General features: G+C 66.7%; 20 protein-coding genes. 5 read left to right on the top strand and 15 right to left on the bottom strand.

What is annotated here, in order from left to right; translation table 11 throughout:
- Nucleotides 1–34: 34 nt before the first annotated feature.
- The 13 genes from A9975_RS36945 to coq7 all read right to left on the bottom strand — a co-directional run bounded on the left by A9975_RS36945 (nt 35) and on the right by coq7 (nt 15,192).
- The gene (locus tag A9975_RS36945) at nt 35–1,018 is read right to left on the bottom strand and encodes a D-alanine--D-alanine ligase (protein ID WP_150986810.1); all 984 of its coding nucleotides are present in this window, start codon (nt 1,016–1,018) and stop codon (nt 35–37) included.
- On the bottom strand, nt 1,015–2,454 hold the full coding sequence (murC, locus tag A9975_RS36950) for a UDP-N-acetylmuramate--L-alanine ligase (RefSeq protein WP_150986809.1): 1,440 nt from the start codon (nt 2,452–2,454) through the stop codon (nt 1,015–1,017). The genes A9975_RS36945 and murC overlap by 4 nt, the downstream gene beginning before the upstream one ends.
- A gap of 12 nt (nt 2,455–2,466) precedes the next feature.
- Complete coding sequence (gene murG / locus A9975_RS36955) at nt 2,467–3,537, bottom strand: undecaprenyldiphospho-muramoylpentapeptide beta-N-acetylglucosaminyltransferase (protein WP_183037055.1); 1,071 nt, start codon at nt 3,535–3,537, stop codon at nt 2,467–2,469.
- A complete protein-coding gene (gene ftsW / locus A9975_RS36960) occupies nt 3,534–4,775 on the bottom strand; it encodes a putative lipid II flippase FtsW (protein WP_150986807.1) in 1,242 nt (413 codons plus the stop codon). Before ftsW ends, murG begins: the two co-directional genes overlap by 4 nt.
- Entirely contained in the window at nt 4,772–6,298 is a 1,527-nt protein-coding gene (murD, locus tag A9975_RS36965; RefSeq protein WP_183037056.1) for a UDP-N-acetylmuramoyl-L-alanine--D-glutamate ligase, read from the bottom strand. The genes ftsW and murD overlap by 4 nt, the downstream gene beginning before the upstream one ends.
- A gap of 50 nt (nt 6,299–6,348) precedes the next feature.
- Nucleotides 6,349–7,518: a phospho-N-acetylmuramoyl-pentapeptide-transferase gene (gene mraY, locus A9975_RS36970; RefSeq protein WP_017227540.1), complete on the bottom strand. Its 1,170-nt coding sequence runs from the start codon at nt 7,516–7,518 to the stop codon at nt 6,349–6,351.
- Between the two features lie 80 nt (nt 7,519–7,598).
- Nucleotides 7,599–9,014: a UDP-N-acetylmuramoyl-tripeptide--D-alanyl-D-alanine ligase gene (murF, locus tag A9975_RS36975; RefSeq protein ID WP_183037057.1), complete on the bottom strand. Its 1,416-nt coding sequence runs from the start codon at nt 9,012–9,014 to the stop codon at nt 7,599–7,601.
- Nucleotides 9,011–10,558: a UDP-N-acetylmuramoyl-L-alanyl-D-glutamate--2,6-diaminopimelate ligase gene (locus A9975_RS36980; protein ID WP_183037076.1), complete on the bottom strand. Its 1,548-nt coding sequence runs from the start codon at nt 10,556–10,558 to the stop codon at nt 9,011–9,013. The genes murF and A9975_RS36980 overlap by 4 nt, the downstream gene beginning before the upstream one ends.
- Complete coding sequence (locus tag A9975_RS36985; protein ID WP_150986803.1) at nt 10,555–12,354, bottom strand: penicillin-binding protein 2; 1,800 nt, start codon at nt 12,352–12,354, stop codon at nt 10,555–10,557. The genes A9975_RS36980 and A9975_RS36985 overlap by 4 nt, the downstream gene beginning before the upstream one ends.
- Complete coding sequence (gene ftsL, locus A9975_RS36990; RefSeq protein ID WP_150986802.1) at nt 12,351–12,674, bottom strand: cell division protein FtsL; 324 nt, start codon at nt 12,672–12,674, stop codon at nt 12,351–12,353. The genes A9975_RS36985 and ftsL overlap by 4 nt, the downstream gene beginning before the upstream one ends.
- The gene (rsmH, locus tag A9975_RS36995) at nt 12,671–13,684 is read right to left on the bottom strand and encodes a 16S rRNA (cytosine(1402)-N(4))-methyltransferase RsmH (protein ID WP_183037058.1); all 1,014 of its coding nucleotides are present in this window, start codon (nt 13,682–13,684) and stop codon (nt 12,671–12,673) included. Before rsmH ends, ftsL begins: the two co-directional genes overlap by 4 nt.
- A 7-nt stretch (nt 13,685–13,691) precedes the next feature.
- Entirely contained in the window at nt 13,692–14,120 is a 429-nt protein-coding gene (gene mraZ / locus A9975_RS37000) for a division/cell wall cluster transcriptional repressor MraZ (protein WP_150986800.1), read from the bottom strand.
- A 448-nt stretch (nt 14,121–14,568) separates the two neighbouring features.
- Nucleotides 14,569–15,192: a 2-polyprenyl-3-methyl-6-methoxy-1,4-benzoquinone monooxygenase gene (gene coq7, locus A9975_RS37005; protein ID WP_183037059.1), complete on the bottom strand. Its 624-nt coding sequence runs from the start codon at nt 15,190–15,192 to the stop codon at nt 14,569–14,571.
- 330 nt (nt 15,193–15,522) lie between these two features.
- Between coq7 and A9975_RS37010 the strand changes: the two genes are divergently transcribed.
- From A9975_RS37010 to A9975_RS37025, 4 genes are all read left to right on the top strand, one after another.
- Nucleotides 15,523–16,635, top strand: a complete 1,113-nt coding sequence (locus tag A9975_RS37010) for a porin (RefSeq protein WP_150986798.1) — start codon at nt 15,523–15,525, stop codon at nt 16,633–16,635.
- Between the two features lie 199 nt (nt 16,636–16,834).
- On the top strand, nt 16,835–17,851 hold the full coding sequence (locus tag A9975_RS37015) for a tripartite tricarboxylate transporter substrate binding protein (RefSeq protein ID WP_183037060.1): 1,017 nt from the start codon (nt 16,835–16,837) through the stop codon (nt 17,849–17,851).
- Nucleotides 17,852–17,919: 68 nt separating this feature from the next.
- Nucleotides 17,920–18,438, top strand: a complete 519-nt coding sequence (locus A9975_RS37020; RefSeq protein ID WP_183037061.1) for a MarR family winged helix-turn-helix transcriptional regulator — start codon at nt 17,920–17,922, stop codon at nt 18,436–18,438.
- Nucleotides 18,435–18,893 carry a hypothetical protein gene (locus A9975_RS37025; protein ID WP_183037062.1) on the top strand — a complete coding sequence of 153 codons (459 nt, stop codon included), beginning with the start codon at nt 18,435–18,437 and terminating at the stop codon, nt 18,891–18,893. The genes A9975_RS37020 and A9975_RS37025 overlap by 4 nt, the downstream gene beginning before the upstream one ends.
- 82 nt (nt 18,894–18,975) lie before the next feature.
- On the opposite strand, the gene A9975_RS37030 is transcribed toward A9975_RS37025, so the two are convergent.
- Complete coding sequence (locus A9975_RS37030; protein WP_183037063.1) at nt 18,976–20,658, bottom strand: long-chain fatty acid--CoA ligase; 1,683 nt, start codon at nt 20,656–20,658, stop codon at nt 18,976–18,978.
- 198 nt (nt 20,659–20,856) lie between these two features.
- A complete protein-coding gene (locus A9975_RS37035) occupies nt 20,857–21,522 on the bottom strand; it encodes a TetR/AcrR family transcriptional regulator (protein ID WP_183037064.1) in 666 nt (221 codons plus the stop codon).
- A 215-nt stretch (nt 21,523–21,737) separates the two neighbouring features.
- On the opposite strand from A9975_RS37035, the gene A9975_RS37040 reads away from it, so the two are divergent.
- Nucleotides 21,738–23,468 (top strand): AMP-binding protein, encoded by a 1,731-nt coding sequence (locus tag A9975_RS37040; RefSeq protein ID WP_183037065.1) that lies wholly within the window; start codon nt 21,738–21,740, stop codon nt 23,466–23,468.
- Nucleotides 23,469–23,491: the final 23 nt, after the last annotated feature.

Below are 23,491 nucleotides of genomic sequence, written 5' to 3' on the forward strand. Positions count from 1 at the left end.
GTCAGTCAGGGTTCAGTGTTGGCTCGGTCTATGCTCAATCGGGCTTCCAGGCCGCGCTGGGATGCAGGTCCAGCGTGGCCGCGGCAATCACCTGCATGACGAAGTCCTCGTAGCTGATGCCCACCGCGCGCGCCGCCATCGGCACCAGCGAATGGCCGGTCATGCCGGGCGAGGTATTCATCTCGAGCAGGTAAGGCTTGTTGTCGGCACCGAGCATCACGTCGGCGCGCGCCCAGCCGCGGCAACCCAGCACGCGGAAGGATTGCACCGCCAGGCGCCGGACTTCGGCTTCCACGTCGGCGGGCAGGCCCGACGGGCACAGATACTGGGTATCGTCAGTAAAGTACTTGTTCTGATAGTCGTAGTTCGCGCCGGGCGCGACGATGCGGATCACCGGCAGCGCTTCGGCGGTGGCGCCCTCCCCCACGATCGGGCAGGTCAGCTCCGCGCCGTCGATAAAGGTTTCGGCGATCACGTCGTTGTCCAGCGCCGCGGCCTTCTCGAAGGCGGCACGCATCTGGCCGGCCTCGGTCACCTTGGTCAGGCCGATGGACGAGCCCTCGCGCGCCGGCTTTACGATCAGGGGCAGGCCCAGGTCGGCCACCACGGCATCGAAATCGGTATCGGCGTGCAGCATGGCGAAGCGCGGCGTGGGCAGGCCGTGCGTGGTCCACAAGCGCTTGGTGGCCTGCTTGTCCATGGCCAGCGCCGAGGCCAGCACGCCGCTGCCGGTATAGGGCACGCCGAGTTGCTCGAGCAGGCCCTGGATGGTGCCGTCTTCACCGTAGCGGCCATGCAGGGCAATAAAGACGCGGTCAAAGCCAGCCGTGGCCAGTTCGGCCACCGACTGCAGGCCGGGATCGAAGGCATGGGCATCGACGCCGCGCGAGCGCAGCGCTGCCAGCACGCCGTTGCCCGACAGCAGCGAAATCTCGCGTTCGGCCGAGCGGCCGCCGAGCAGCACGCCAACCTTGCCCAGCGCCTTGGGATCGATATTGGGATGGGCGACGAAGCTCATGCCTGCCCCCCGGCTTGCTGCGAAACCAGTTGTCCGGGCACGGTACCGATCGTGCCCGCGCCCATCGTCACCACCACATCGCCGGGACGCACGGCGTTCAGGATAGCCTGCGGCATTTCGTCGATCTGCTCCACAAAAACGGGTTCAACCTTGCCAGCCACGCGCAGCGCGCGCGTCAGCGCGCGGCCATCGGCGGCCACAATCGGGGCTTCGCCGGCGGCGTAGACCTCCGCCAGCAGCAGTGCATCCACGGTGCCCAGTACCTTGACGAAGTCCTCGAAGCAGTCACGCGTGCGGGTATAGCGGTGCGGCTGGAACGCCAGCACCAGCCGGCGCCCCGGGAACGCACCGCGCGCGGCGGCCAGCGTCGCCGCCATCTCGACCGGATGGTGGCCGTAGTCGTCCACCAGCGTGAAGGTGCCTGCGCTCTTGGCCTCGCCCTGCTCGTTAGTGCCGACGCAGGCCACTTCGCCATAGCGCTGGAAGCGTCGTCCCACCCCGTGGAACTCGCGCAGCGCCTTGACGATGGCGGCGTCCGGCACTTCCAGCTCGGTCGCGATGGCAATCGCCGCCAGCGCGTTCTGGATGTTGTGCATGCCCGGCAGGTTCAGCACCACCTCCAGCGGCGCCTCGGCGTGTCCGTTCAACTGGCGCAGCACGGTGAAATGCATCTGGCCGTCGACGGCGCGGGCATTGACCGCGCGCACCTGCGCATCTTCGGCAAAGCCGTAGCGCACGATCGGCTTGGACACGAACGGCATGATCTCGCGCACGTTGGGGTCGTCCACGCACAGCACGGCGATGCCATAGAACGGCAGGCGCTGGGTGAACTCCACGAACGCCTGCTTGAGCCGGGCAAAGTCATGCCCGTAGGTGTCCATGTGGTCGGCGTCGATGTTGGTGATGACCTCGATCACCGGGAACAGGTTCAGGAACGAGGCATCCGACTCGTCGGCCTCGGCCACGATGAAGTCGCCCGTGCCCAGGCGCGCGTTGGCGCCCGCCGAGTTGAGCCGGCCGCCGATCACGAAGGTGGGATCGAGTCCGCCTTCGGCCAGCACCGACGCCACCAGGCTGGTGGTGGTGGTCTTGCCATGCGTGCCGGCGATGGCCACGCCCTGCTTCAGACGCATCAGCTCGGCCAGCATCACCGCGCGCGGCACCACCGGGATGCGCTTGGCGCGCGCGGCCAGCACCTCGGGGTTGTCGTTGGTCACGGCGGTGGACACCACAACGGCGTTGGCGCCGTTGACGTTGGCGGCATCATGCCCGTGCATCACGGTCGCGCCGAGCGACGCGAGGCGCCGCGTGGCGGCATTGCTGCCCACGTCGGACCCTGAGACCTTGTAGCCCAGGTTCAATAGGACCTCGGCGATGCCGCTCATGCCGGCGCCGCCGATGCCTACGAAATGGATGTTCTTGACGATGTGCTTCATGAATCCGTTGGTTCAATCCCTGGCCATCTGGCTGCAGATCTCCGCCACGCGCCGGGTCGCTTCGGGCTTGGCAAGACCGCGCGCCTGATGCGCCATCTCTCTGAGTCGGGGCCGCGACAGCGAGGCCAGCGTCTGCGCCAGCCCGCTCGCGGTCAGTTCGTTCTGTTGGACCAGCAAGGCGGCATCCTGGGTCGAAAGGAATTCCGCATTGGTGGTCTGGTGGTCATCGACCGCATGCGGGAACGGCACGAATAGTGCCGCCACGCCTGCCGCCGCCACCTCCGACACGGTCATTGCGCCCGCGCGGCAGATCACCAGATCCGCCTCTGCGTATGCCGCCGCCATGTCGTCGATAAAGGGCAAGGCTTCCGCCGCCACGCCGGCGGCCTGGTAGTTGGCGCGCAGCGTGTCGATCTGCTTCGCGCCGGCCTGGTGCTTGACGAGCGGGCGCTCGCCTTGCGGCAGCAGCGCCAGCGCCTTGGGCACGACCTCGTTGAGCGCCGCCGCGCCCAGGCTGCCGCCCACCACCAGCAGCCGCAACGGGCCGGTGCGGCCGTCGTAGCGCGCTTCGGGCGCCGGCATGTGCGCCACTTCGTCGCGCACCGGGTTGCCGGTCCACTCGCTGTCAGGCAACGCATTCGGGAAGGCGCACAGCACCCGGTCCGCGACCTTGGCCAGTACCTTGTTGGCCAGCCCGGCAATCGAGTTCTGCTCGTGCAGCACCAGCGGCCGCCCCAGCAGCGAAGCCATCATGCCGGCGGGGAACGTAATATAGCCTCCCATGCCCAGCACCACGTTGGGACGCACCCGGCGCAAAGCCTGCAGGCTTTGCCAGAAGGCGCGCAACAGGTTCAGCGGCAGCATCAGCTTGGTCAGCGGACCCTTGCCGCGCAGGCCGCCAAACTGGATGAACTCCATCGGGATGTCGTACTTGGGCACCAGCGTGGCTTCCATGCCGGTGCGGTTGCCCAGCCATACCACTCGCCAGCCCTGCTCACGTAGCGCGCGCGCGACCGCCAGCCCGGGGAAGACATGCCCCCCGGTGCCGCCAGCCATCACGAGCAAGGTGCGCGGTGCCGTCATACCTTCCCTCCGCGCATCATCACCCGATTCTCGTAGTCGATGCGCAGCAGGATCGCCAGCGCCACGCAGTTCATCAAAATGCCCGAGCCGCCGTAGCTCACCAGCGGCAAGGTCAGCCCCTTGGTCGGCAGCAGGCCCAGGTTCACACCCATATTGATAAAGGTCTGCCAGCCAACCCAGATGCCGATGCCCTTGGCCACCAGGCCGGCAAAGGTACGGTCGAGCTGCAGCGCGGTGCGGCCGATCTCGAAGGCACGGCGCACCATCCAGTAGAACAGCACGATCACGACCAGCACGCCCACAAAGCCGAATTCCTCGCCAATCACGGCGAGGATGAAGTCGGTATGGGCCTCGGGCAGGTAGTGCAGTTTCTCGATGCTGCCGCCCAGCCCCACCCCGGTCCACTCGCCGCGGCCGAAGGCGATCAGCGAATGGGTGAGCTGGTAAGCCTTGCCCAGCGCGTTGGCTTCTTCCCACGGGTTGAGATAGGCGAAGATCCGCTCGCGCCGCCAGGGCGACGCCGTGATCAGCAGCGCGAAGGCGCCCACTGCCACGCCAACCAGGCCGGCGAACAGCTTGCCGTTGATGCCGCCGAGGAAGAGGATGCCCATGGCGACGGTGGCCACCACCAGGAAGGCGCCCATGTCGGGCTCCAGCAGCAGCAGCATGCCGACCACCACCACGGCCACGCCCATCGGCAGGAAGCCCTTGCCCACGTTCTGCATCCACTCCTGCTTGCGCACGGTGTAGTTGGCGGTGTACAGCACCACCGCAAGCTTCATGAGCTCGGACGGCTGGAAGTTCATGATGCCCAGCGGAATCCAGCGCCGCGCGCCATTCACGCCCTTGCCCACGAACGGCACCAGCACGACGATCAGCATCACCAGCGCGATCACGAACAGCTTGGGCGCGTACTTATCCCAGAACTTGACCGGAATCTGGAAGGCCAGCAGTCCCATCGACAGTCCGATGAACAGCGCGAACGCGTGGCGCGCCAGGAAGTGGCTCTCGCGGTAGTTGGCGTAGCGCGGCGAGTCAGGCAGCGCGATCGAGGCCGAATAGACCATCACCAGGCCAAGCGCGAGCAGCACGATCGCCACCCACAGCAGTGGCTGGTCGTATTCCATCATGCGCGAGCGCGTCGGCTTGACACCGGACACCGCATCGCGCAAGCCGCCCCAGGCGTTGCCGATGGTGGCCCCGATAAAGCCGCTACGCTTGACCTGTGCGTCGCTCATGGCACGATCCCCCTGGACATCGCCAGTTCTTCCACCGCGGCGCGAAAGACTTCGGCACGGTGCACATAATTACGGAACATGTCGAGGCTGGCGCACGCCGGCGACAGCAGCACGGCGTCGCCGCCCTGCGCTGCGCCGGCAGCCAGCGTGACCGCCTGCTCCAGCGTGGCGGCATCGGCCAGCGTGACCCCGGTGTCCTGGAGCGCGCGGCGCAGCTCGCCGGCATCCTTGCCGATCAGCACCACGGCGCGCGCGTACTGCGCCACTGGCGCGGCCAGCGGCGAAAAATCCTGTCCCTTGCCTTCCCCGCCGGCAATCAGCACCACCCGCTTGTCCAGGCCGGACAACGCGGCGACGGTGGCGCCCACATTGGTGCCCTTGCTGTCATCGAAGAACTCGACATCATCCACCGTGGCGACCCACTCCACCCGGTGCGGCTCGCCGCGGTACTCGCGCAGGCCATGCAGCAACGCGTTCATTGGCAGGTCGATGGCGCGGCACAGCGCCAGGGCGGCCATGGCGTTGGTGGCGTTGTGCATGCCACGGATATGCAGCGCGTCGGCCGGCATCAGGCGCTTGTGGCGCACCGGCACGGCTTCCACGCTCTCGGCGGCCGCGGCCTTGCGGCGGCGCGGCTTGTTCTCGCCCTCCGCTTCGCTATCAGGCTCGGCCACCACCAGCCAGGGCATGCCGCCCTCGCGGAGGACGCCGAAGCTGCCCGGCGATTCGGGCAGATCGGTGCCGAAGGTCACCGGTGCGCTGGCCGGGCGGGCCATATCCAGGCTGAGACGGTCGTTGCGGTTCAGGATCTGCAGGCAGCCGGCTTCGCCGGGCGCCGGCGCCGGGCCAAAGATCCGAGCCTTGGCGGCGGCATAGGCTTCCATGCTGCCGTGCCAGTCCAGATGGTCCTGAGTGATATTGAGCACCGTGGCCGCGTGCGGCGCCAGCGTATGCGTGGTCTCCAGCTGGAAGCTCGACAGTTCCAGCACCCAGACCTCGGGCAGCGTGGCCGAGGCGATGCAGGCGGCCAGCTTGTCCAGCGCCGACGGACTGATATTTCCCGCCACCGCGACGCTCTTGCCGGCGCGCTCCACCAGGCGGCCGGTCAGCGCGGTAGTGGTGGTCTTGCCGTTGGTGCCGGTGATGGCCAGCAGCTTCGGCGCGTAGCCCGACTCTGCCCGCAGATGCGCGAGCGCGCGCGCGAACAGCTCGATTTCGCCCCATACCGGAATGCCACGCTCGCGCGCCACTGCCAGCAGCGCAGCGGTATCGCTCTCCAGCGGCGACAGGCCAGGGCTGATCGTCACCAGTTCGATGCCGTCCAGCAGCGTTTCGGCAAGGGCGCCGCCATGAAACTCGGCCGAGGGCAGCTCGGCCTGCAGGAAGACCAGGTTGGCGGGAGCCTCGCGCGTGTCGGCAACGCGCACGGGTGCACCATACAGGCCGCACCAGCGCGCCATCGCCAGCCCCGATTCGCCGAGGCCCAGCACCAGCACATGAGGTTTTTGCAACTCGCCAAACACTTCGATTCCCGCCTTTCTTGCGTGACTGCGTTAATAGATACGCGCCGGTTTCAGCGCAACTTGAGCGACGACAGCCCGATCAGCACCAGCAACATGGTGATGATCCAGAAGCGCACCGTCACCTGCGTTTCCTTCCAGCCCGACAATTCAAAGTGGTGGTGCAGCGGCGCCATCTTGAACAACCGCCGGCCCTCGCCGTAGCGCCGCTTGGTGATCTTGAACCAGCCCACCTGCAGCATCACCGACAACGTTTCCACCACGAAGATGCCGCCCATCACGAACAGCACAATCTCCTGGCGCACAATCACCGCCACCGTGCCCAGCGCGCCGCCCAGCGCGAGCGCGCCAACGTCGCCCATGAAGACCTGGGCCGGGTGCGCGTTGAACCAGAGGAAGGCCAGGCCCGCCCCCGCCAGCGCCGAGCAAAAGATCAGCAACTCGCCGGCCCCGGGGATATGCGGGAACAGCAGGTACTTGCTGTAGACCGAACTGCCCATCACGTAGGCAAACACGCCCAGCCCGCTGCCAACCAGCACCACCGGCATGATCACCAGGCCGTCCAGGCCATCGGTCAGGTTCACCGCATTGCTCGAACCCACGATCACCAGATAAGTCAGCACGATGAAGCCGGCCACGCCCAGCGGATAGCTCACTTCCTTGAAGAAGGGCACGATCAGGTTGGACTTGTAAGGCATGTCGAGCGACAAACCGCCTTCGACCCAGCCCAGGAACAAGTCCCACACCCGCACATTGCTGCTTTCCGATACCGAAAACGCCAGGTAGACCGCGGCCACCAGGCCGATCAGGGTCTGCCAGAAAAACTTCTCGCGGCTCGACATGCCGCGCGGATCGCGATAAACCACCTTGCGGTAGTCGTCCACCCAGCCGATCGCGCCGTAGCCCAGGGTCACCAGCATCACGACCCAGATAAAGCGATTGCCCCAGTCGCACCACAGCAACGTGGAGATGGCGATCGACACCAGCACCAGCACGCCGCCCATGGTGGGCGTGCCGGCCTTGACCAGGTGCGACTGCGGGCCGATGGTGCGCACCGCCTGGCCGATCTTGAGTTCGGTCAGCTTGCGGATCACCCACGGCCCAAGGCCGAGCCCGATCAAAAGCGCGGTGAGGTTAGCCATCACCGCGCGGAAGGTCAGGTAGTTGAAGACCCGCAGGAAGCTGTAGTCGTTTTGCAGCCACTGGGCCAGAGCCAATAACATCGTGTGTCCGTATTCCTTTCGACAACCACCCAGCGGCGCCGGGCTATCTGATTGATTGCGTAAATAACTGTTGATGACGATTAATGCGCGGGAGTGATTGCGACCAGCGCATCGACCATCCGTTCCATCCGCATGAACCGAGATCCCTTCACCAGTACCGCGCTTGCCGCCGCCACGGTACCGTCCTTGTCTTGCGCCAACGCCTGGGCGAGGTCCTCGGCCCGTTCGAAATACCGGGCTGCGGCGCCAAACGCCTGCACCGCGTGCACCATGGCCGCGCCGGTCGCCCACAGCGCCTCGATGCCATGCGCACGCGCGTAGGCGCCGATCTCCGTGTGAAAGGCCGGCCCCTGGTCGCCCACTTCACCCATGTCGCCCAACACCAGCAAACGCGGCGCGGCAAACCCGGCCAGCACGTCGATGGCGGCTCGCACCGAATCGGGATTGGCGTTGTAGCTGTCATCGATCACCAGCGTGCCGCCGGTGGCATGCTTGACCTGCAGCCGGCCCTTGACCGCGGCAAACCCGGCCAGCCCTGCCTGGATCGCCGCGATGCCGACGCCCGCGCCCAGCGCGCAGGCGATCGCCGCCAGCGCGTTGCGCACGTTGTGGGTGCCAAGCACCGACAAGCGGACCTCGAACGCGGCACCAGGCGCGCTGACCTGCATCATTTGCACGCCGTCGTCCAGAGCCACATCGGCGCGGACATCGGCGCTGGCATCCAGGCCAAACGACAGCACTCGGCGCGCACCGGCTGCCTGGCGCCAGATGCCGGCATGCGCGCCGCCGCCTTCGGCGTCGAGCGGGAACACCGCCACGCCGTCTGCGGGCAATGCCGCGATCGCCGCGGCGTGTTCATGCGCCACGGCCTCCACGTTCACCATGAACTCCTGGTGCTCGCGCTGCGCGTTGGTCACCACCGCCACGGTAGGCTGGGCGATGCTGGCCAGGTAGACGGTCTCACCCGGGTGGTTCATGCCGAGCTCGAGCACGGCGAGCCGGTGCGCGGCGGACAGCCGCAGCACGGTCAGCGGCAGGCCGATATCGTTGTTCAGGTTGCCGCCCGTTGCCAGGCGGGCACCCTCCCCTACCGCCGCCGCGAAGATCGCGGCGATCATTTCCTTGACAGTGGTCTTGCCGTTGCTGCCCGTTACCGCAACCGCGGGCAAGCTGAAACGGCGGCGCCAGCCGGCGGCCAGCTGGCCCAGCGCCAGGCGGGTATCGGGCACCACGATGGCGGGAATGCCAAGCGCGGCGTCGGGCTCGCGGTCCACCAGCACCGCGGCGGCGCCACTCGCCACGACGTCGGCCAGGAAGTCGTGCGCGTCGAAGCGCTCGCCCTTGAGCGCGACGAACAGGTCGCCGGGCTGGACCGTGCGGCTGTCAGTCAGCACGCGCGCGAACGCCCGGCTGCCTGCGCCATCGGGCCCGGAAAGACGCGCGCCGGCGATCCAGCCGGCGGCTTGCTGCAAATCGGTCATGGTGTATTGCGTCATGCTGACACCCCACGCGTGCCCAGCGTCAGACGGACATGCTCGCGGTCGGAGAAAGGCCGCTTGCGGCCCTGCACCTCCTGGGTGGCTTCGTGCCCCTTGCCGGCCACCAGCACCACATCGGCTACGGTGGCGTGCTTGATGGCATACAGGATGGCGGCTGCGCGGTCCTCGATCAGGTGCGCGCGGCTGCGGTCGGCCATGCCGTCGGCAATGGCGTTCAGGATGTCTTGCGGGTCTTCGCTGCGCGGGTTGTCGCTGGTCAGCACCACCTCGTCGGCAAGCCGCTCGGCCACTTCGCCCATCAGCGGGCGCTTGATCGGGTCGCGGTCGCCGCCACAGCCGAACACGCACCACAGCCGGCCCTTGCGGGCCTGGGCCACGGGGCGCAGCGCGTCCAGCGTCTTTTCTAGTGCGTCCGGGGTGTGAGCGTAATCGACCACTGCCAGCGGCCCGTCCTGGCCGCCATGGCTGCCGCCGAACAACTCCATGCGGCCATCGACCGGCTTGAGCGTGCGCAGCGCGTCAAGGGCAGCGTCCCAGGCAATGCCGTTGGCCAGCGTGGCGCCCAGCACGGCGAGCAGGTTGCTGACATTGAAGGCGCCGATCATCGGCGTGCTGACATCGGCGCTGCCGAAGCTGCCATCCACATGGAAGGCCGTGCCTGCGGCGGTGGCGCGCACGTTGGTCGCGCGCAGCCACTGGCCAGCCTTGCGGGTCGGGCCGGCCGCGCCATCGATGCCGTACTCGATCACCTGCGCGGCGAGCGCGGGGCCGGCCAGCAGGCGACCACCCATGGCATCGTCGCGGTTGATCACGGCGGCACGCAGGCCGGGCCACTGGAACAGCAGGGCCTTGGCCGCCTCGTATTCGGCCATGGTGCCGTGGTAGTCGAGATGGTCCTGGGTCAGGTTGGTCAGCACCGCCACCGCGAAGTGCGTGCCGGCCACGCGGCCTTGCTCCAGGCCGTGCGAGGACACCTCCATGGCGACCGCGCGCGCGCCGGCGCCATGCAGCGCGGCCAGGCTGTCCTGCAACTGGACCGCGTCGGGCGTGGTGAAGCCGGTCGCCGTGAGCGCATCGGGAAACCCGGTGCCAAGCGTGCCGATGGTGGCGCAGCGCTTGCCCGCGGCCTGCAGCACGCGCGCCAACCACTGGCAGCACGACGTCTTGCCATTGGTGCCGGTGATGCCGGTCACGGCAAGATCGCGCGCGGCGTTGTCATACCAGCCTGCGGCAATCGGGCCGGCAAGCTGGTGCAGGCCCGGCACGCCAAGATGCGGCACGCCTTCGCCATGCGGCCAGGCAAAGCCATCGGCCTCAAAGATCACGGCGCTGGCGCCGCGGGCAATCGCCTGGGCGATATGGGGGCGCCCATCGGTCGACAGGCGCGCATTGCCCAGCACATAGGCAACGAACACGTCGCCCTGAGCCAGCCGGCGCGTGTCGCCCGTCAGCTTGGCGCCGGCGGGGGCGTGCTGGCGCAGCCAGGCCAAGGCATCGCCAGCCTGCGCGGCCACTTCGAGGGGGAGCAGCGTCCGGGTCATTGCGTCGCGCTCCACGGTTCGCTTTCCTGCACCTTGTCGCTCACGACCAACTGCCGGATCGGCGAATCCGGCTGCACATTGAGCGCGCGCAGCGCGCCGCCGGTAATCGCGGAGAAGGCCGGGCCCGCCGCGGCGCCACCATAGTGGCTGCCGGAAGTAGGCTCATCCACGCTCACGGCCACGATCACGCGCGGGTTGGACATCGGCGCCAGGCCGATAAAGGAAGCCCGGTACTTGCTGCGGTCGTAGCCGCGGCCCACGTGCTTGTACGCCGTGCCCGTCTTGCCGCCAACCCGGTAGCCCATCACCTGGGCTTCGGGCGCAGTGCCGCCAGGCGCCGTCACCGTCTCCAGCATGGCCCGCACCTGGCGCGCCACCTCGGGCGACAGCACGCGCTCGCCAGTGACCGGGCCCTGGTTCCGGAACATGGTGACCGGGATCAGTTCGCCATCATGGGCGAAGATGGTGTAAGCGTGGGCGATCTGGAACAGCGACACCGACAGGCCGTAGCCATAGGACATGGTCGCCTGCTCGATGGGCCGCCAGCTCTTGTACGGGCGCACCCGTCCGGCCACGGCGCCGGGGAAGCCGATCTTGGGCGCCTGGCCCAGGCCCACGCTCATATACATATCCCACATTTCCTGCGGCTTGAGCAGCATCGAAATCTTGGTCGTGCCGATGTTGCTGGACTTCTGGATGATGCCGGCCACGGTCAGCGCCCCGTAGTTGTGGGTATCGCTGATGGTGGCGCCTTCGTAGTTGAACTTGCCGGTCGTGGCAAATACCGTCGACGGCGTGACGCGCTTGAGCTGCAGCGCCAGGCCGATCGTGATCGGCTTCATCATCGAGCCCGGCTCGAAGGTGTCGGTCAGGACCCGGTTGCGCAGCTGCTCGCCCGACAGGCGGGTGCGGTCGTTGGGGTTGTAGGTCGGCCAGTTGGCCAGCGCCAGCACCTCACCGGTCTGCGCGTCGAGCACCACGGCGCTGGCCGCCTTGGCCTTGCTGCGCTCGACGATGGCCTTGACCTCGTTGTAGGCCAGGTACTGGATCTTGGCATCGATGGAGAGCTGCTGGTCCTCGCCGTCGCGCGGCGTCTTGAGGATGCCCACATCCTCCACCACGCGGCCAAGGCGGTCCTTGATCACCTGGCGCGCGCCGGACTTGCCGGCCAGAACGCCCTCGCGCGCCAGCTCCACGCCTTCCTGGCCGCGGTCTTCGACATTGGTAAAGCCGACGATGTGCGCCATCGCCTCGCCTTCCGGATAGAAGCGCTTGTATTCACGGGTCTGGTGAATGCCTTCGATCTTGAGCGCGGCGATCTTGTCCGCGACATCCGGCAGCACCTGGCGCTTCAGGTAGACGAAGCTCTTGTCTTCCGTGAATTTGCGGCGCAGTTCCTTGTCGCTCATGTCGAGCAGCTTGCTCAACTGGCGGATCTTGTCAGCGTCGATCTCGTCGGGCACATCCTCCGGGACCGCCCAGATGGCCTTCACGGGCAAGCTGGTCGCCAGCACCAGCCCATTGCGGTCAAGGATCTTGCCGCGCGTTGCGGGCAGCTCGAGCGTGCGCTGGAAGCGCTTCTTGCCTTCGGCCTCGTAGAACTGGTTGCCCGGGCCCTGGATCCAGAGCGCGCGCCCAGCCAGGGCGACGAAGGCGGCGAACATCATGAACACCACCAGCTTCGAGCGCCACATCGGCAGGCGCAGGCCAAGCACGGGACTAGCGGCGAACTGGCCGGTGCGTGGGCGCGAAGGGTTGCCGCGCTGGGCGTTTTGCGAGGGCCGGGCGATGGTCATGGCTTACTCCCCTCGGGTGCTGCAGCGGCGGGCGCGCTGGCGGGCGGTGCGTCCAGCACCACGCCGGCCAGGTATTGGGTCCTGCCGGGCAGCACCGGCGTCATCTTCAACTGTGTCCGGGCCGCTTCCGCGATGCGCGCGCTCTTGCCGAGCGAGCTCTGCTGGTACTGCAAGCGGGACCAGTCGATGTCGAGCTGCTTTTCTTCCGCCTGCGCGCGCTCGTGGGCGACGAACAGGGTGCGGGCCTGGTGCTGCGCGCTCACCAGCGAGAGCGCGCACAGCATCAGGGCGGCCAGCAGGAAGAAAGTCAGGCGGTTCATGGGCGGCCCGCCTTCTGGGTGGAGGCGGACGAAGGGGACGAAGGGGACGGCAGCTTCTCGGCCACGCGCATCACCGCGGAGCGGGCACGCGGGTTGGCGGCAACCTCTTCGGCGCCCGGCTTGACCCGGCCGAGCAGCTTCAGCGTGGGCTGCGGCAGCTGGTCCGCGCGCAGGGGCGCGCGGCGCATGGCGGGATCGGCATTCTGCTGCGGACGGGCGTGCGCCTGCATGAACCGCTTGACGATGCGGTCCTCAAGCGAATGAAAACTGATGACCACCAGCCGCCCGCCTTCCTGCAATAAGTCGTAAGCGGCGCTCAGGCCGCTTTCGAGGTCCGCAAGCTCTTGATTGACGTGAATCCGTAGAGCCTGAAAGGTGCGGGTCGCAGGGTCCTGACCCTTCTCGCGTGTTTTGACGGCTTTCGCCACGAGCGCGGCAAGCTCGGCAGTAGTGGTAAGCGGTCCGCCATGGCCGGGTTCGCTCCGGCGAGCAACAACCGCCTTTGCAATCTGTACAGCAAACCGTTCTTCCCCATAGTCCCGTATCACCCTTGCGATGTCTTGCTCATCCGCTTGCGCCAGCCACTGCGCGGCGGTCATGCCGCGCGTGGTGTCCATGCGCATGTCCAGCGGTCCCTCGAAGCGAAAGGAAAACCCCCGCTCCGCGTCGTCGATCTGGGGGGAGCTGATGCCCAGGTCGAGCAATATCCCGGCGACCTTTCCATGGCCCGCCAGCGCCGCCGGCATCTCGGCGAAGCTGGTGTGCTCAATGGAGAAGCGGGCATCCTTGATGGTGCCCGCCTCTGCGATTGCTGCCGGATCCTTGTCGAAGGCCACCAGTGCCCCGGCCGGGCCTAGCCGGGCCAGAATTGCCCGGCTGTGCCCCCCTCTGCCGAAGGTGCCGTCCACATAGACGCCATCGGGCCGCCAGACCAGGGCTTCGACAGCCTCGTCCAGCAACACGGTGCGATGGCGCAGGGCGGTGGTCCCCGGCGTTTGGGTTGAGCTCATGACCTCGTCAGAAAGAGAAATTCTTTAATGCTTCCGGCATGCCCTGCGCCATCGCCTGCTGTTCCTTGGCGGCGTAGGTTGCGGCATCCCAGACTTCGAAATGGCTGCCCATACCGAGCAGCATGACTTCCTTGTCGAGCAAGGCGGCGCTACGCAGCTCGGGCGCGATCAGCACCCGGCCCGCGCCGTCCATGTCGACATCGGCGGCATTGCCCAGGAAGATGCGCTTCCACCAGTGCGCGTCCATCGGCAAAGCCGCAATGCGACCACGGAAGTTTTCCCATTCAGGGCGCGGAAACAGCAGCAGGCAGCCGTCCGGGTGCTTGGTCAGCGTTACCCGGCCCTCGGCCTGCTGTTGTAGCGCTTCACGGTGCCGCGCCGGAATCGACATCCGGCCCTTGGCATCCAGTGACAGCGCCGATGCGCCCTGAAACAAGCTAGCTCCCCGGTCCGCGCCGGCATGCTTGCCACCGGCTGGCGCGTGAATCCTTTAAATCCGACGTTGGGCGATGATCCCATAGCCAGACTGCGTTTTCACACAAAAACACACTTCCTCACACTATTTCCCACTTTAGAGGAAGCGATTTCACGGGTCAAGGCTCGTTATGGGGCAACAATCCGGGTTTTTTTAATTAGAACAATGACTTAGCGCGCACACCTCGCGCACCGAAAAAGTGAATTCCCAATGAAATGAAGATCTTATGGAAGAAAGCAGAGAAACCACCTGAGAACAACTGAGGAAGGAACTGCCTGCAACAGGAAAAACGGCCGAGCCGGACCGATGGAAGGATACAACGTTTTCGCGTCTACCCCGCGTGCGGGGGGTACCTGGCTTGCTGGTGCGCGAGGCGCCGGGGCGGGGCTTCCCGCTCCGGTGCCGTCACTCAGATCCGATACGCGGCGGTGGTCATCACCTTGGAGGCTGCCCGCATCATCGCGCGCACTGGCGAGGGCAGCGCCATGCCGCCCGCCTCGCGCGCGGCGGCGCCGTGCCTCACCTCGTCGTCGCGCATCTGCTCCAGGATCGCGCGCGACCGGTCATCGGCAACGGGGATCTGCTCGAGATGGCCATTCAGGTGCTGCTCGACCTGGTACTCGGTCTCGGAGACAAATCCCAGGCTGACGCGGTCGCCCGCTCGGCCCGCCGCCCAGCCAATGGCAAACGCGCCTGCGTACCAGAGCGGGTTGAGCAGACTGGGACGCGATCCGAGCTCGCGCAGGCGTTCGGCGCACCAGCCGAGGTGGTCTTCTTCCTCGCGCGCGGCCTCATCCATCTGCGCGCGGACCTGCGGCGTGCGCGCGGTCAGCTTCTGGGCCTGGTAAAGAGCCTGCGCGCAGACCTCACCCACGTGGTTGATGCGCATGAGCCCGGCCACGTGGCGGCGTTGCGTCTCGTCGAGGCTCTGCGCATCGGGCGCAAGCGCCTCGGCGGGATTGGCGCGGCTGGCGCGCGTGACGCCTGCGATCGCGCGCAAGGCCACATCGAATTCGCGAATCAAGGTATCCATGGATGCATGCGCTGGTGGTTGCTCGAAGCGGTTCCGCGTCCCACTCCCTGGCTGAAGGGGAAGATGGACCGACGAATACGCCCTCGGGATTTCCCGCATTGTACCGTGGCGGCTTGCCGGGCTTCTCCCGCCTGGCCCGCACCGGCAAGGGCCAGATACTCCAAAACCCTGAGTTGTGAAAAGCTGACAAGGGCAGTGAACCCGATTGTGAATCGAAGGCGGTTTGTTACAGTAGTTGGCAGCTTCTGACGAAGTTGGGTAAGCGGAAAATGGAGACTCAGGAGGTTTCTCCGCTGGCCACCAATAATTCTTACACGGAGATCATCGAGCATGAAAAAATCGCTTCTCGCGCTGGCTGCGTTGGGTGCATTCGCGGGTGCCGCACAGGCCCAGTCCAGCGTGACGCTGTACGGCGTTGCGGATATGAACCTCGAATACGTCAATCACCTCGGCGTTGCGCCGTCGGTCGCCAACGGCCTCAACACCGGTCGCGGCAATTCCGTCTATCGCATGTCCTCCGGCGGCCTGTCCGGCTCGCGTTGGGGCCTGCGCGGCGTGGAAGACCTGGGCGGCGGCTTGAAGGCGCTGTTCGTGCTCGAAAACGGCTTCTCCCTCGACACCGGCTCGCTGCAGCAAGGCGGCCGCCTGTTCGGTCGTCAAGCGTATGTGGGTATCGAAAGCGCCCAGGCTGGCCGCTTCACCTTTGGTCGCCAGTACACCACGCTGTTCGACCTGCTCGCCAACTTCTCGCCCAGCGGCTACGCCACCCAGTATGAGCCGGTGGTCGCCCAGCTCGGCCTGAACTTCCGCTCCGACAACACCGCCAAGTACACGGGCGTATTCGGTCCGGTGACCGCGATCGCGCACTGGTCCTTCGGCAACGGCGTGGCAGGCAACGGCGAAGTCCCGGGCCAGTTCCGCCGCGACACCGGCTACGGCGCCGGCGTGGCCTACGCTGCCGGTCCGTTCGGCGCGACCATCGCCTACGACCAGTACAACCCGACCCTGAGCGCGACCGGCGACACCGGCACGTTCAAGAAGGCGGCAGTGGCAGGCAGCTATGCCTTCGGCCCGGCCAAGATCATGGGCGGCTATCGCTGGGGCCAGGCCAAGGCACAGAACGGCGCGCCCATTCTGCGCGACAACTACTACTGGATCGGTGCCAACTACCAGGTCACCGCACCGCTGGGCCTGACGCTGCAGTACAACTATGACGACGTCAAGAACCTCGGCGGCGTCAACGTCAAGAACCCGTGGCAGGTTTCGTTCATCGCCGACTACAACCTGTCCAAGCGTACCGACGTCTACCTGACGGCCGCATACGCGAAGAACGCCGGCCTGAATTTCGACACCTCGGCAATCAGCTTCGCCAACGGCTACTTCCTCGGCTCCAACAACGACAACATGCTGGGCGTCGGCGTCGGTATCCGCCACAAGTTCTAAGCGCACCGCGCGGCACGGCAAAGGCACCTTCGGGTGCCTTTTTTCATGGCGCTGCCTCGCCTTCCGGTCCTAGGGCATCACCTTATCGGCACATTGTTATGCCGACACTACAATGCAGCAGCCTTCCGGATGTATCGGCGATGCGTACCACGCCATCGCGCCGTCCGGCAAAAAACGCAGGCACCCATAAGGAGACCCCATGCACCGCACCCGCCGCCGCGCGACACACAGGCTGCTTGCCACCCTCGCCGGTGCCTGCCTTGGCCCCCTCGCTTGGCAAGCGCCCGCGCAAGCCGCGGACCCCTACCCCAACAAGCCGATCCGCCTGGTGGTGCCGTTCCCCGCCGGCGGCACGACCGACATCCTGGCGCGCGCAGTGGCCGCCGAACTGTCCAAGCTCCAGGGCTGGAACGTAGTCGTCGACAACCGGCCGGGCGCGGGCGGCAACATCGGCACCGACATGGTCGCCAAGGCCGCGCCGGACGGCTACACGCTGTTGATGGGCACGGTCGGCACGCATGGCATCAACCAGTCTCTGTACGGCAAGCTGCCGTTCGACCCGGTCAAGGACTTCTCCCCCATCACTGAGGTGGCCTCGGTGCCCAATGTGCTGGTGGTCAACCCCGCCTTCGCGCAGCAAAACCGCATCAACAGCGTCACCGACCTGATCGCCTATGTGCGCGCCAACCCCGGCAAGCTCAATATGGCGTCGAGCGGCAACGGTACCTCGATCCACCTGGCAGGGGAGCTGTTCAAGACCCAGACCCATACCTTCATGGTGCACTTCCCCTACAAGGGCAGCGGCCCGGCCCTGACCGACCTGGCCGGCGGCACCATGCAGCTCATGTTCGACAACCTGCCCTCGTCGATGGCGCTGATCAAGAGCGGCAAGCTCAAGGCGCTGGCGGTCACCAGCGCCAAACCCTCGCCGGCGCTGCCGGGCGTGCCGACGGTGGCAGAGGCGGCCCGCCTGCCAGGCTTCGAGGCCAGTTCCTGGTTCGGCTTGCTGGCGCCCGCCGGCACGCCGCATGAGGTCGTCGCACGCGTCCAGCAGGAAGTCGCGCGCGCGCTGGGCACGCCGGCCATGCGGGAAAAGATGCTGGCCCAGGGCGCCGACCCGGTCGGCAACACGCCGGAGCAGTTCGCCGCCTTTATCCGCGCCGAGCTCACCAAGTGGGCCAAGGTGGTCAAGGACTCGGGCGCCAAGGTGGATTGAGGCGAGCGCCGGCCCGTGGCGGCATGCAAGCGCATATACTTGAGGCATCAAACAACCAGCGTGCCGCGATGCCTACCCCACCTGCCGCCGAGGCCCCGCCCAAGGCCGGCGCCGAAGAAGCGCCGGTCGATCTCGAAACCAGCGCCGACGATAACGCCCACGACGCCCTGCGCCTGTGGCTGCGCCTGCTGACCTGCACCAATCTGGTCGAAGCCGACATCCGCTCCCGGCTGCGCCAGGATTTCGCCTGCACCCTGCCGCGCTTTGACCTGATGTCCCAGCTCGACCGCCATCCGGAGGGCCTGAAGATGGGCGAGCTATCGCGCCGCATGATGGTCACCGGCGGCAACGTCACCGGCATCACGGACCAGCTCCAGCAAGAAGGCCTGGTCTCGCGCGAGGCTTTGCCGAGCGATCGCCGCGCTTACCTGATCCGGCTCACGCCTGCCGGGCGCACCGCGTTTTCCAAGATGGCGCGCGCGCACGAGGACTGGATCGAGCAATTGTTCGGCGGCCTGCCCCAGACCGACCGGCGCGCCCTGTTCCGCTTGCTGGGCCGGCTCAAGACCGGGCTGGTGAGCGTATGAACGCAGCCCGCTCGGGACCGGGCACGCTTTGCGCCTTGCTGCTGACGCTGCTCCTCGCGGCTTGCCAGAGCACGCCGCCGGGACCCGAGGTGTCACCGCTCAACGTCACCATCAAGCTAGGGCGCATCGGCGCGAAAACGCTGGTGGGCCAGGTCGACATGCCGGACAACGGTGCGGTGAGCACCGGCGTGGGCGTGGGCGGCGGTGCATGGAACGGTGGTGGCTGGAGCGGCGCAGGCGTTGGCTTTGCCGTCGACCTGAACACGTTGTTACGCCCGCAGCCGCGGCCGCGCATGGACCTGTTCCAGTACACGGTGGCGCCACTGGATGGCCGCGGCGGCAACGTCATCGTCAATGGCCCTGCCGCGCCTGGTCTGGAGCCCGGCGCCTGCGTGCGGATGGTCTATCCCGACGGCGCCCCCGAACCGCTGCTCGTGCCCTCGCGGGAATGCTGACGCGCCCCGCTGAATGAAAAACGGCCTCCCTTGCGGGAGGCCGTTCTTGCTGCGGCGTGCGTGGCTGGCTAGCGCCCTTCGCTCAGGCCGCCTTGCGGCTGTCGCGCAGCTCGCGGCGCAGGATCTTGCCCACGTTGGTCTTGGGCAACTCGCTGCGGAACTCCACGAACTTGGGCCGCTTGTAGCCGGTCAGTCGCTCCTTGCAGAAGGCGATCAGCTCGGCTTCTGTCAGCGCGGGATCCTTGCGGACCACGTACAGCTTGACCACTTCGCCCGAATGCTCGTCGGGCACGCCCACCGCTGCCACCTCCAGCACGCCCGGGCACTCTGCGGCCACGCCTTCGACCTCGTTCGGGTACACGTTGAAGCCGGACACCAGGATCATGTCCTTCTTGCGATCGACGATCTTGGTGTAACCGCGCGCGTCCATCACACCGATGTCGCCAGACTTGAAGAAGCCGTCGGCCGTCATGACCTTGGCGGTCTCGTCCGGGCGGTTCCAGTAGCCGGCCATCACCTGCGGGCCGCGGATGCAGATCTCGCCAGCCTGGCCGAGCGGCACGTCCGCGCCGTCGTCGTCGCGAATGGCGATGTCGGTCGACGGCAGCGGCAGGCCGATGGTGCCGGAGAACGCGTCGGAATCAGTCGGGTTGCAGGTCGCCGAAGGCGAGGTCTCCGACAAGCCGTAGCCCTCGATGATCGGGCAGCCCGTCCTGGCCAGCCACTTCTTGGCCACCGCTTCCTGCACCGCCATGCCCCCGCCGTTGGCCACGCGCAAGCCAGAGAAGTCGACCTTGTCGATATCCGGGCTGTTGATCAGCGCGTTGTACAGCGTATTGACCGCCGGGAACATGTTGAACTTGTACTTCTGCAGCTCCTTGATGAAGCCGGGGATATCGCGCGGATTGGGAATCAGCACGCTCAGGCCGCCGCTGCGCATGCCCAGCAGGCAGCAGACCGTCAGCGCGAAGATGTGGTACAGCGGCAGCGCCGTGATGGTGATCACCTGGTCGATCGGTGCACCCTTGGCCAGCGCCGGCTGCATCCAGGCTTCGGACTGCAGCACGTTGGAGACGATGTTCCGGTGCAGCAGCACGGCGCCCTTTGAAACGCCAGTGGTGCCACCGGTGTATTGCAGGAAGGCAACGTCGTCCGGACCCGTGGTGGCGGGCTGCAACTGCATGCCGCGCCCCTCTGCCAGCACGGCGTTGAAGCGCACGCAGTTGGGCAGCTCCCACGCCGGCACCATCTTCTTGACGTTGCGCACCACGAAATTGACGATCGCGCCCTTGAGGCCGCCCAGCAGGTCGCCCATGCTGGCCACCACCACATGCTTGACCGGCGTGGCGGGCAGCACTTGCTGCAGCGTGGTGGCGAAGTTCTCGAGGATGACGATGGCTTCGGCGCCGCTGTCCTTGAGTTGATGCTCGAGTTCGCGCGGGGTGTAGAGCGGATTGACGTTGACAACGACAAAGCCGGCACGCAGCACCGCGGCCAGCACCACCGGATACTGCAGCACGTTGGGCATCATGATGGCCACGCGCGCGCCCGGCTTGAGCCCGCGCGACTGCAGCCACGCCGCGAATTGCCGCGACATGCGGTCGAGTTCGCCGTAGGTGATCGACTTGTCCATGCACACAAAGGCACGGCGATCAGCATAGGTGCGGAAGGACGCCTCGAGCAATTCGGCCAGCGAGCGGAACTGACTGCTATCGATCTCGGCAGGCACGCCGGCCGGGTAGTGCTTCAGCCACAGTCTTTCCATGCACCGTCTCCTGATTTTCTGAATGGTCGTTCGATTTTCGACAGATGCTAAACGCGCGACCCGGTTAAGACAACACGTTAGATGAAGTCCTCTGGACCTTCCTCACTGTCTGACGTGAAGTTTAGCGCACAGTTCAACCCGGACTGGGGAATTCCCCTAGCGGCTTGCGCCTGGCCGCAACGAAAAGCCTTGCCGAAGTCAGGCGTCCACCGGCAACACCATCTTCATCATGCTCGTGGCCAGCTCTTGCGCCAGCGCCTGCGCCCCCATGCGCTCGGGCTGGTGCCAGGTGTACATGAAGCCAACCACGCTGCCGATCGCATGGGCGGTCACGCGCGCGTCGCCATAGCTGAACACGCCCGTGCGCTTGCCTTCCTCCAGCAGCGCATAGAGGTCGCGGTAGAAGGCGCGCGCCATATTGCCCAGCCACGTCACCGTTTCCGGCCGCAGGTACTGGTTGTCGCGAAAGCTGAGCGTGGCGGGCACGTAGCAGGCAATGCAACGCCGCGCCATTTCCAACAGGCAGGCATGCAGGCGCTCGCGCACCGGCAGGGCCGGATCGGCGGTCTCGCGGATGACCGGCAGGCAGGTCTGCGCGGACTCGCGGCACAAGATGTCGAAGATCTCGTACTTGTCGGTGAAGTAGTAGTACACCGCCGGCTTGGTCACGCCCAGCGCGCGGCACAGGTCGTTCATCGTCATGCCGGGATAGCCCTTGGTATAGAACAGCTGGGCAGCGGCATCGAGGATCTGGCGGCGGCGCGCTTCCTGCCGCTCGGCGATATGCGAGCGGGCAGGTACGGCGTCCGGAGCGATCTCCGGAGCGGCCTCGGCGGCGGGAGCGGTTTTCTGTGCAGTCGGCATGACGCGATTCTCGCATGGCGCCGCGGCTGGAAGGCCCGGCAGTCCGTTTTGGCGTTGACCATTCCCCCTGAAACCTGGATTCACGCGGGCGGCACCTGGCTTGACGCATGACGGCAATGCCAATACGATCATACCAAAGGGTAAACAAATATACCAAAGAGTAAATTTCGCCAACCCAGCCGGCTTGGCGGCCCATCAGCAAGGAGACACCGCCAATGGACGAAACGACCTACCTGGCCGACATGCATGCGCGCTGGCAGCGCGCATGGCCCGAGCGCACCCCGCGCACGCCGCAATATCCGCTGGGGCGCCGGCCGCTCACGGACATGCTGCGCCACTGGGGCCGCACCCGGCCGGATCGCCCCGCGGTGATCTTCTACGGCCACGAAACCAGCTACGCGGAGCTCGACGCGCAGAGCGACCGCTGCGCCGCGCTGCTGGCAGCACACGGCATCGGCGCAGGCGAGCGCGTGGCGGTGCTGATGCCGAACTGCCCGCAGTTCCACATCGTGTTCTTCGGCATCCTCAAGCTGGGCGCCGTGTACGTGCCGATCAGCCCGCTCTCGCAGCGGGCCGAGTTGCAGCACGCGCTCACCGACAGCACGCCGCGCGCGCTGATCGCGCTGGACCAGCTGGTGCCGCTGGTGCGCGAAACGCGCGCCGCGCTGGGCACGCAGGATCCGCTCGCCCTGCTGTTTTCGACCAGCTTTGCCGATGTGATTCCCGCCGAGCCCACGCTGCCGCTGCCGCCCATGGTGCAGGCCCCGCGCCATGACTGCGAAGCAGACGGCCACGCCATCGACCTGCTGTCCGCGATGGCGGCGTGCACGCACGCAGCCCCTGCCGCACCGGCCTCGCTCGATGCCGTGGCCGCGCTCAACTACACCGGCGGCACCACGGGCCTGCCCAAGGGCTGCATCCACACCCAGGGCGATATGGTGGACATGGCGGCCGCGTTCGGCGCGGTCTCGCTCGACATCGCCGACGACAGCGTCATGCTGGGCTTCTTCCCCGAGTTCTGGATCGCGGGCGAAAACCTCTGCCTGATCTTCCCCGCCTTCTTCGGTATCCCGCTGGTGCTGCTGGCGCGCTGGGATCCCGAGACCTTCATGGCGGCGGTGCAGCGCTACCAAGTCACCAACGCGTCGATGCTGGTGGACAACGCGGTGGAGGTGATGGAGCACCCGCGCGCGGCGCAGTACACATTGCGCTCGCTGCGCCATGTGGGCGTATCGTCCTTCGTCAAGAAGCTCAACCTGCCCTATCGCCGCGCGTGGCAAGCGCTGACCGGCTCGGTCATTGCCGAGACCGCCTGGGGCATGACCGAGACGCAAACCTGCAACACCTTTGCCTACGGCATGCAGGACGATGACCTGGACCTGCGCGCCCAGCCCATCTTTGTCGGCCTGCCCGTGCCCGGCACCGAGTTCAAGATCTGCGACTTCGCCAGCGGCGAGCTGCTGCCGCCGGGCGCCGAGGGCGAGCTGTGCGTGCGCACGCCGACCCTGCTCAAAGGCTACTGGAACAAACCCGACGCGACGCGCGAATCGCTACGCAACGGCTGGTTCCACACCGGCGACATCGGCCTGATCGACGAGCACGGCTACCTGCACTACCTGGGCCGGCGCAAGGAGATGCTCAAGGTCAACGGCATGAGCGTGTTCCCGGCCGAGATCGAGGCGCTGCTGGGCCAGCATCCGGCCATTCTCGGCTCGGCGGTGCTGGGCCGCGCGGATGAGGACCGGGGCCAGTTGCCGGTGGCCTTTGTCATGCTCAAGCCCGAGGCCATCGGCACGGTGGACAGCGCAGCGCTGGTGCAATGGTGCCGCGCCAACATGGCCGTCTACAAGGTGCCGCTGGTGCATATTGTCGACGCCCTGCCGCTGACCGCCACGGGCAAGGTGCGCAAGCAGGACCTGGCGCCGCTGGCCGAGCAGCTTGGCTGATCCCGCGATGCCCCTCCCAATGA

Origin of the sequence: Cupriavidus sp. UME77 (assembly GCF_014170355.1) — a bacterium.
Taxonomy (GTDB): Bacteria; Pseudomonadota; Gammaproteobacteria; order Burkholderiales; family Burkholderiaceae; genus Cupriavidus; species Cupriavidus basilensis.

Excerpts from the sequence above, each read along its gene's own strand:
- A9975_RS37015 (WP_183037060.1), top strand. The coding sequence starts at position 16,835 with ATGCACCGCACCCGCCGCCGCGCGACACACAGGCTGCTTGCCACCCTC.
- mraY (WP_017227540.1), bottom strand. The coding sequence starts at position 7,518 with ATGTTATTGGCTCTGGCCCAGTGGCTGCAAAACGACTACAGCTTCCTG.
- A9975_RS37020 (WP_183037061.1), top strand. The coding sequence starts at position 17,920 with ATGCCTACCCCACCTGCCGCCGAGGCCCCGCCCAAGGCCGGCGCCGAA.
- A9975_RS37010 (WP_150986798.1), top strand. The coding sequence starts at position 15,523 with ATGAAAAAATCGCTTCTCGCGCTGGCTGCGTTGGGTGCATTCGCGGGT.
- ftsW (WP_150986807.1), bottom strand. The coding sequence starts at position 4,775 with ATGAGCGACGCACAGGTCAAGCGTAGCGGCTTTATCGGGGCCACCATC.
- coq7 (WP_183037059.1), bottom strand. The coding sequence starts at position 15,192 with ATGGATACCTTGATTCGCGAATTCGATGTGGCCTTGCGCGCGATCGCA.
- A9975_RS36985 (WP_150986803.1), bottom strand. The coding sequence starts at position 12,354 with ATGACCATCGCCCGGCCCTCGCAAAACGCCCAGCGCGGCAACCCTTCG.
- A9975_RS37035 (WP_183037064.1), bottom strand. The coding sequence starts at position 21,522 with ATGCCGACTGCACAGAAAACCGCTCCCGCCGCCGAGGCCGCTCCGGAG.
- murF (WP_183037057.1), bottom strand. The coding sequence starts at position 9,014 with ATGACGCAATACACCATGACCGATTTGCAGCAAGCCGCCGGCTGGATC.
- A9975_RS36945 (WP_150986810.1), bottom strand. The coding sequence starts at position 1,018 with ATGAGCTTCGTCGCCCATCCCAATATCGATCCCAAGGCGCTGGGCAAG.
- A9975_RS36980 (WP_183037076.1), bottom strand. The coding sequence starts at position 10,558 with ATGACCCGGACGCTGCTCCCCCTCGAAGTGGCCGCGCAGGCTGGCGAT.
- A9975_RS37025 (WP_183037062.1), top strand. The coding sequence starts at position 18,435 with ATGAACGCAGCCCGCTCGGGACCGGGCACGCTTTGCGCCTTGCTGCTG.
- murG (WP_183037055.1), bottom strand. The coding sequence starts at position 3,537 with ATGACGGCACCGCGCACCTTGCTCGTGATGGCTGGCGGCACCGGGGGG.
- ftsL (WP_150986802.1), bottom strand. The coding sequence starts at position 12,674 with ATGAACCGCCTGACTTTCTTCCTGCTGGCCGCCCTGATGCTGTGCGCG.
- A9975_RS37030 (WP_183037063.1), bottom strand. The coding sequence starts at position 20,658 with ATGGAAAGACTGTGGCTGAAGCACTACCCGGCCGGCGTGCCTGCCGAG.
- rsmH (WP_183037058.1), bottom strand. The coding sequence starts at position 13,684 with ATGAGCTCAACCCAAACGCCGGGGACCACCGCCCTGCGCCATCGCACC.
- murC (WP_150986809.1), bottom strand. The coding sequence starts at position 2,454 with ATGAAGCACATCGTCAAGAACATCCATTTCGTAGGCATCGGCGGCGCC.
- A9975_RS37040 (WP_183037065.1), top strand. The coding sequence starts at position 21,738 with ATGGACGAAACGACCTACCTGGCCGACATGCATGCGCGCTGGCAGCGC.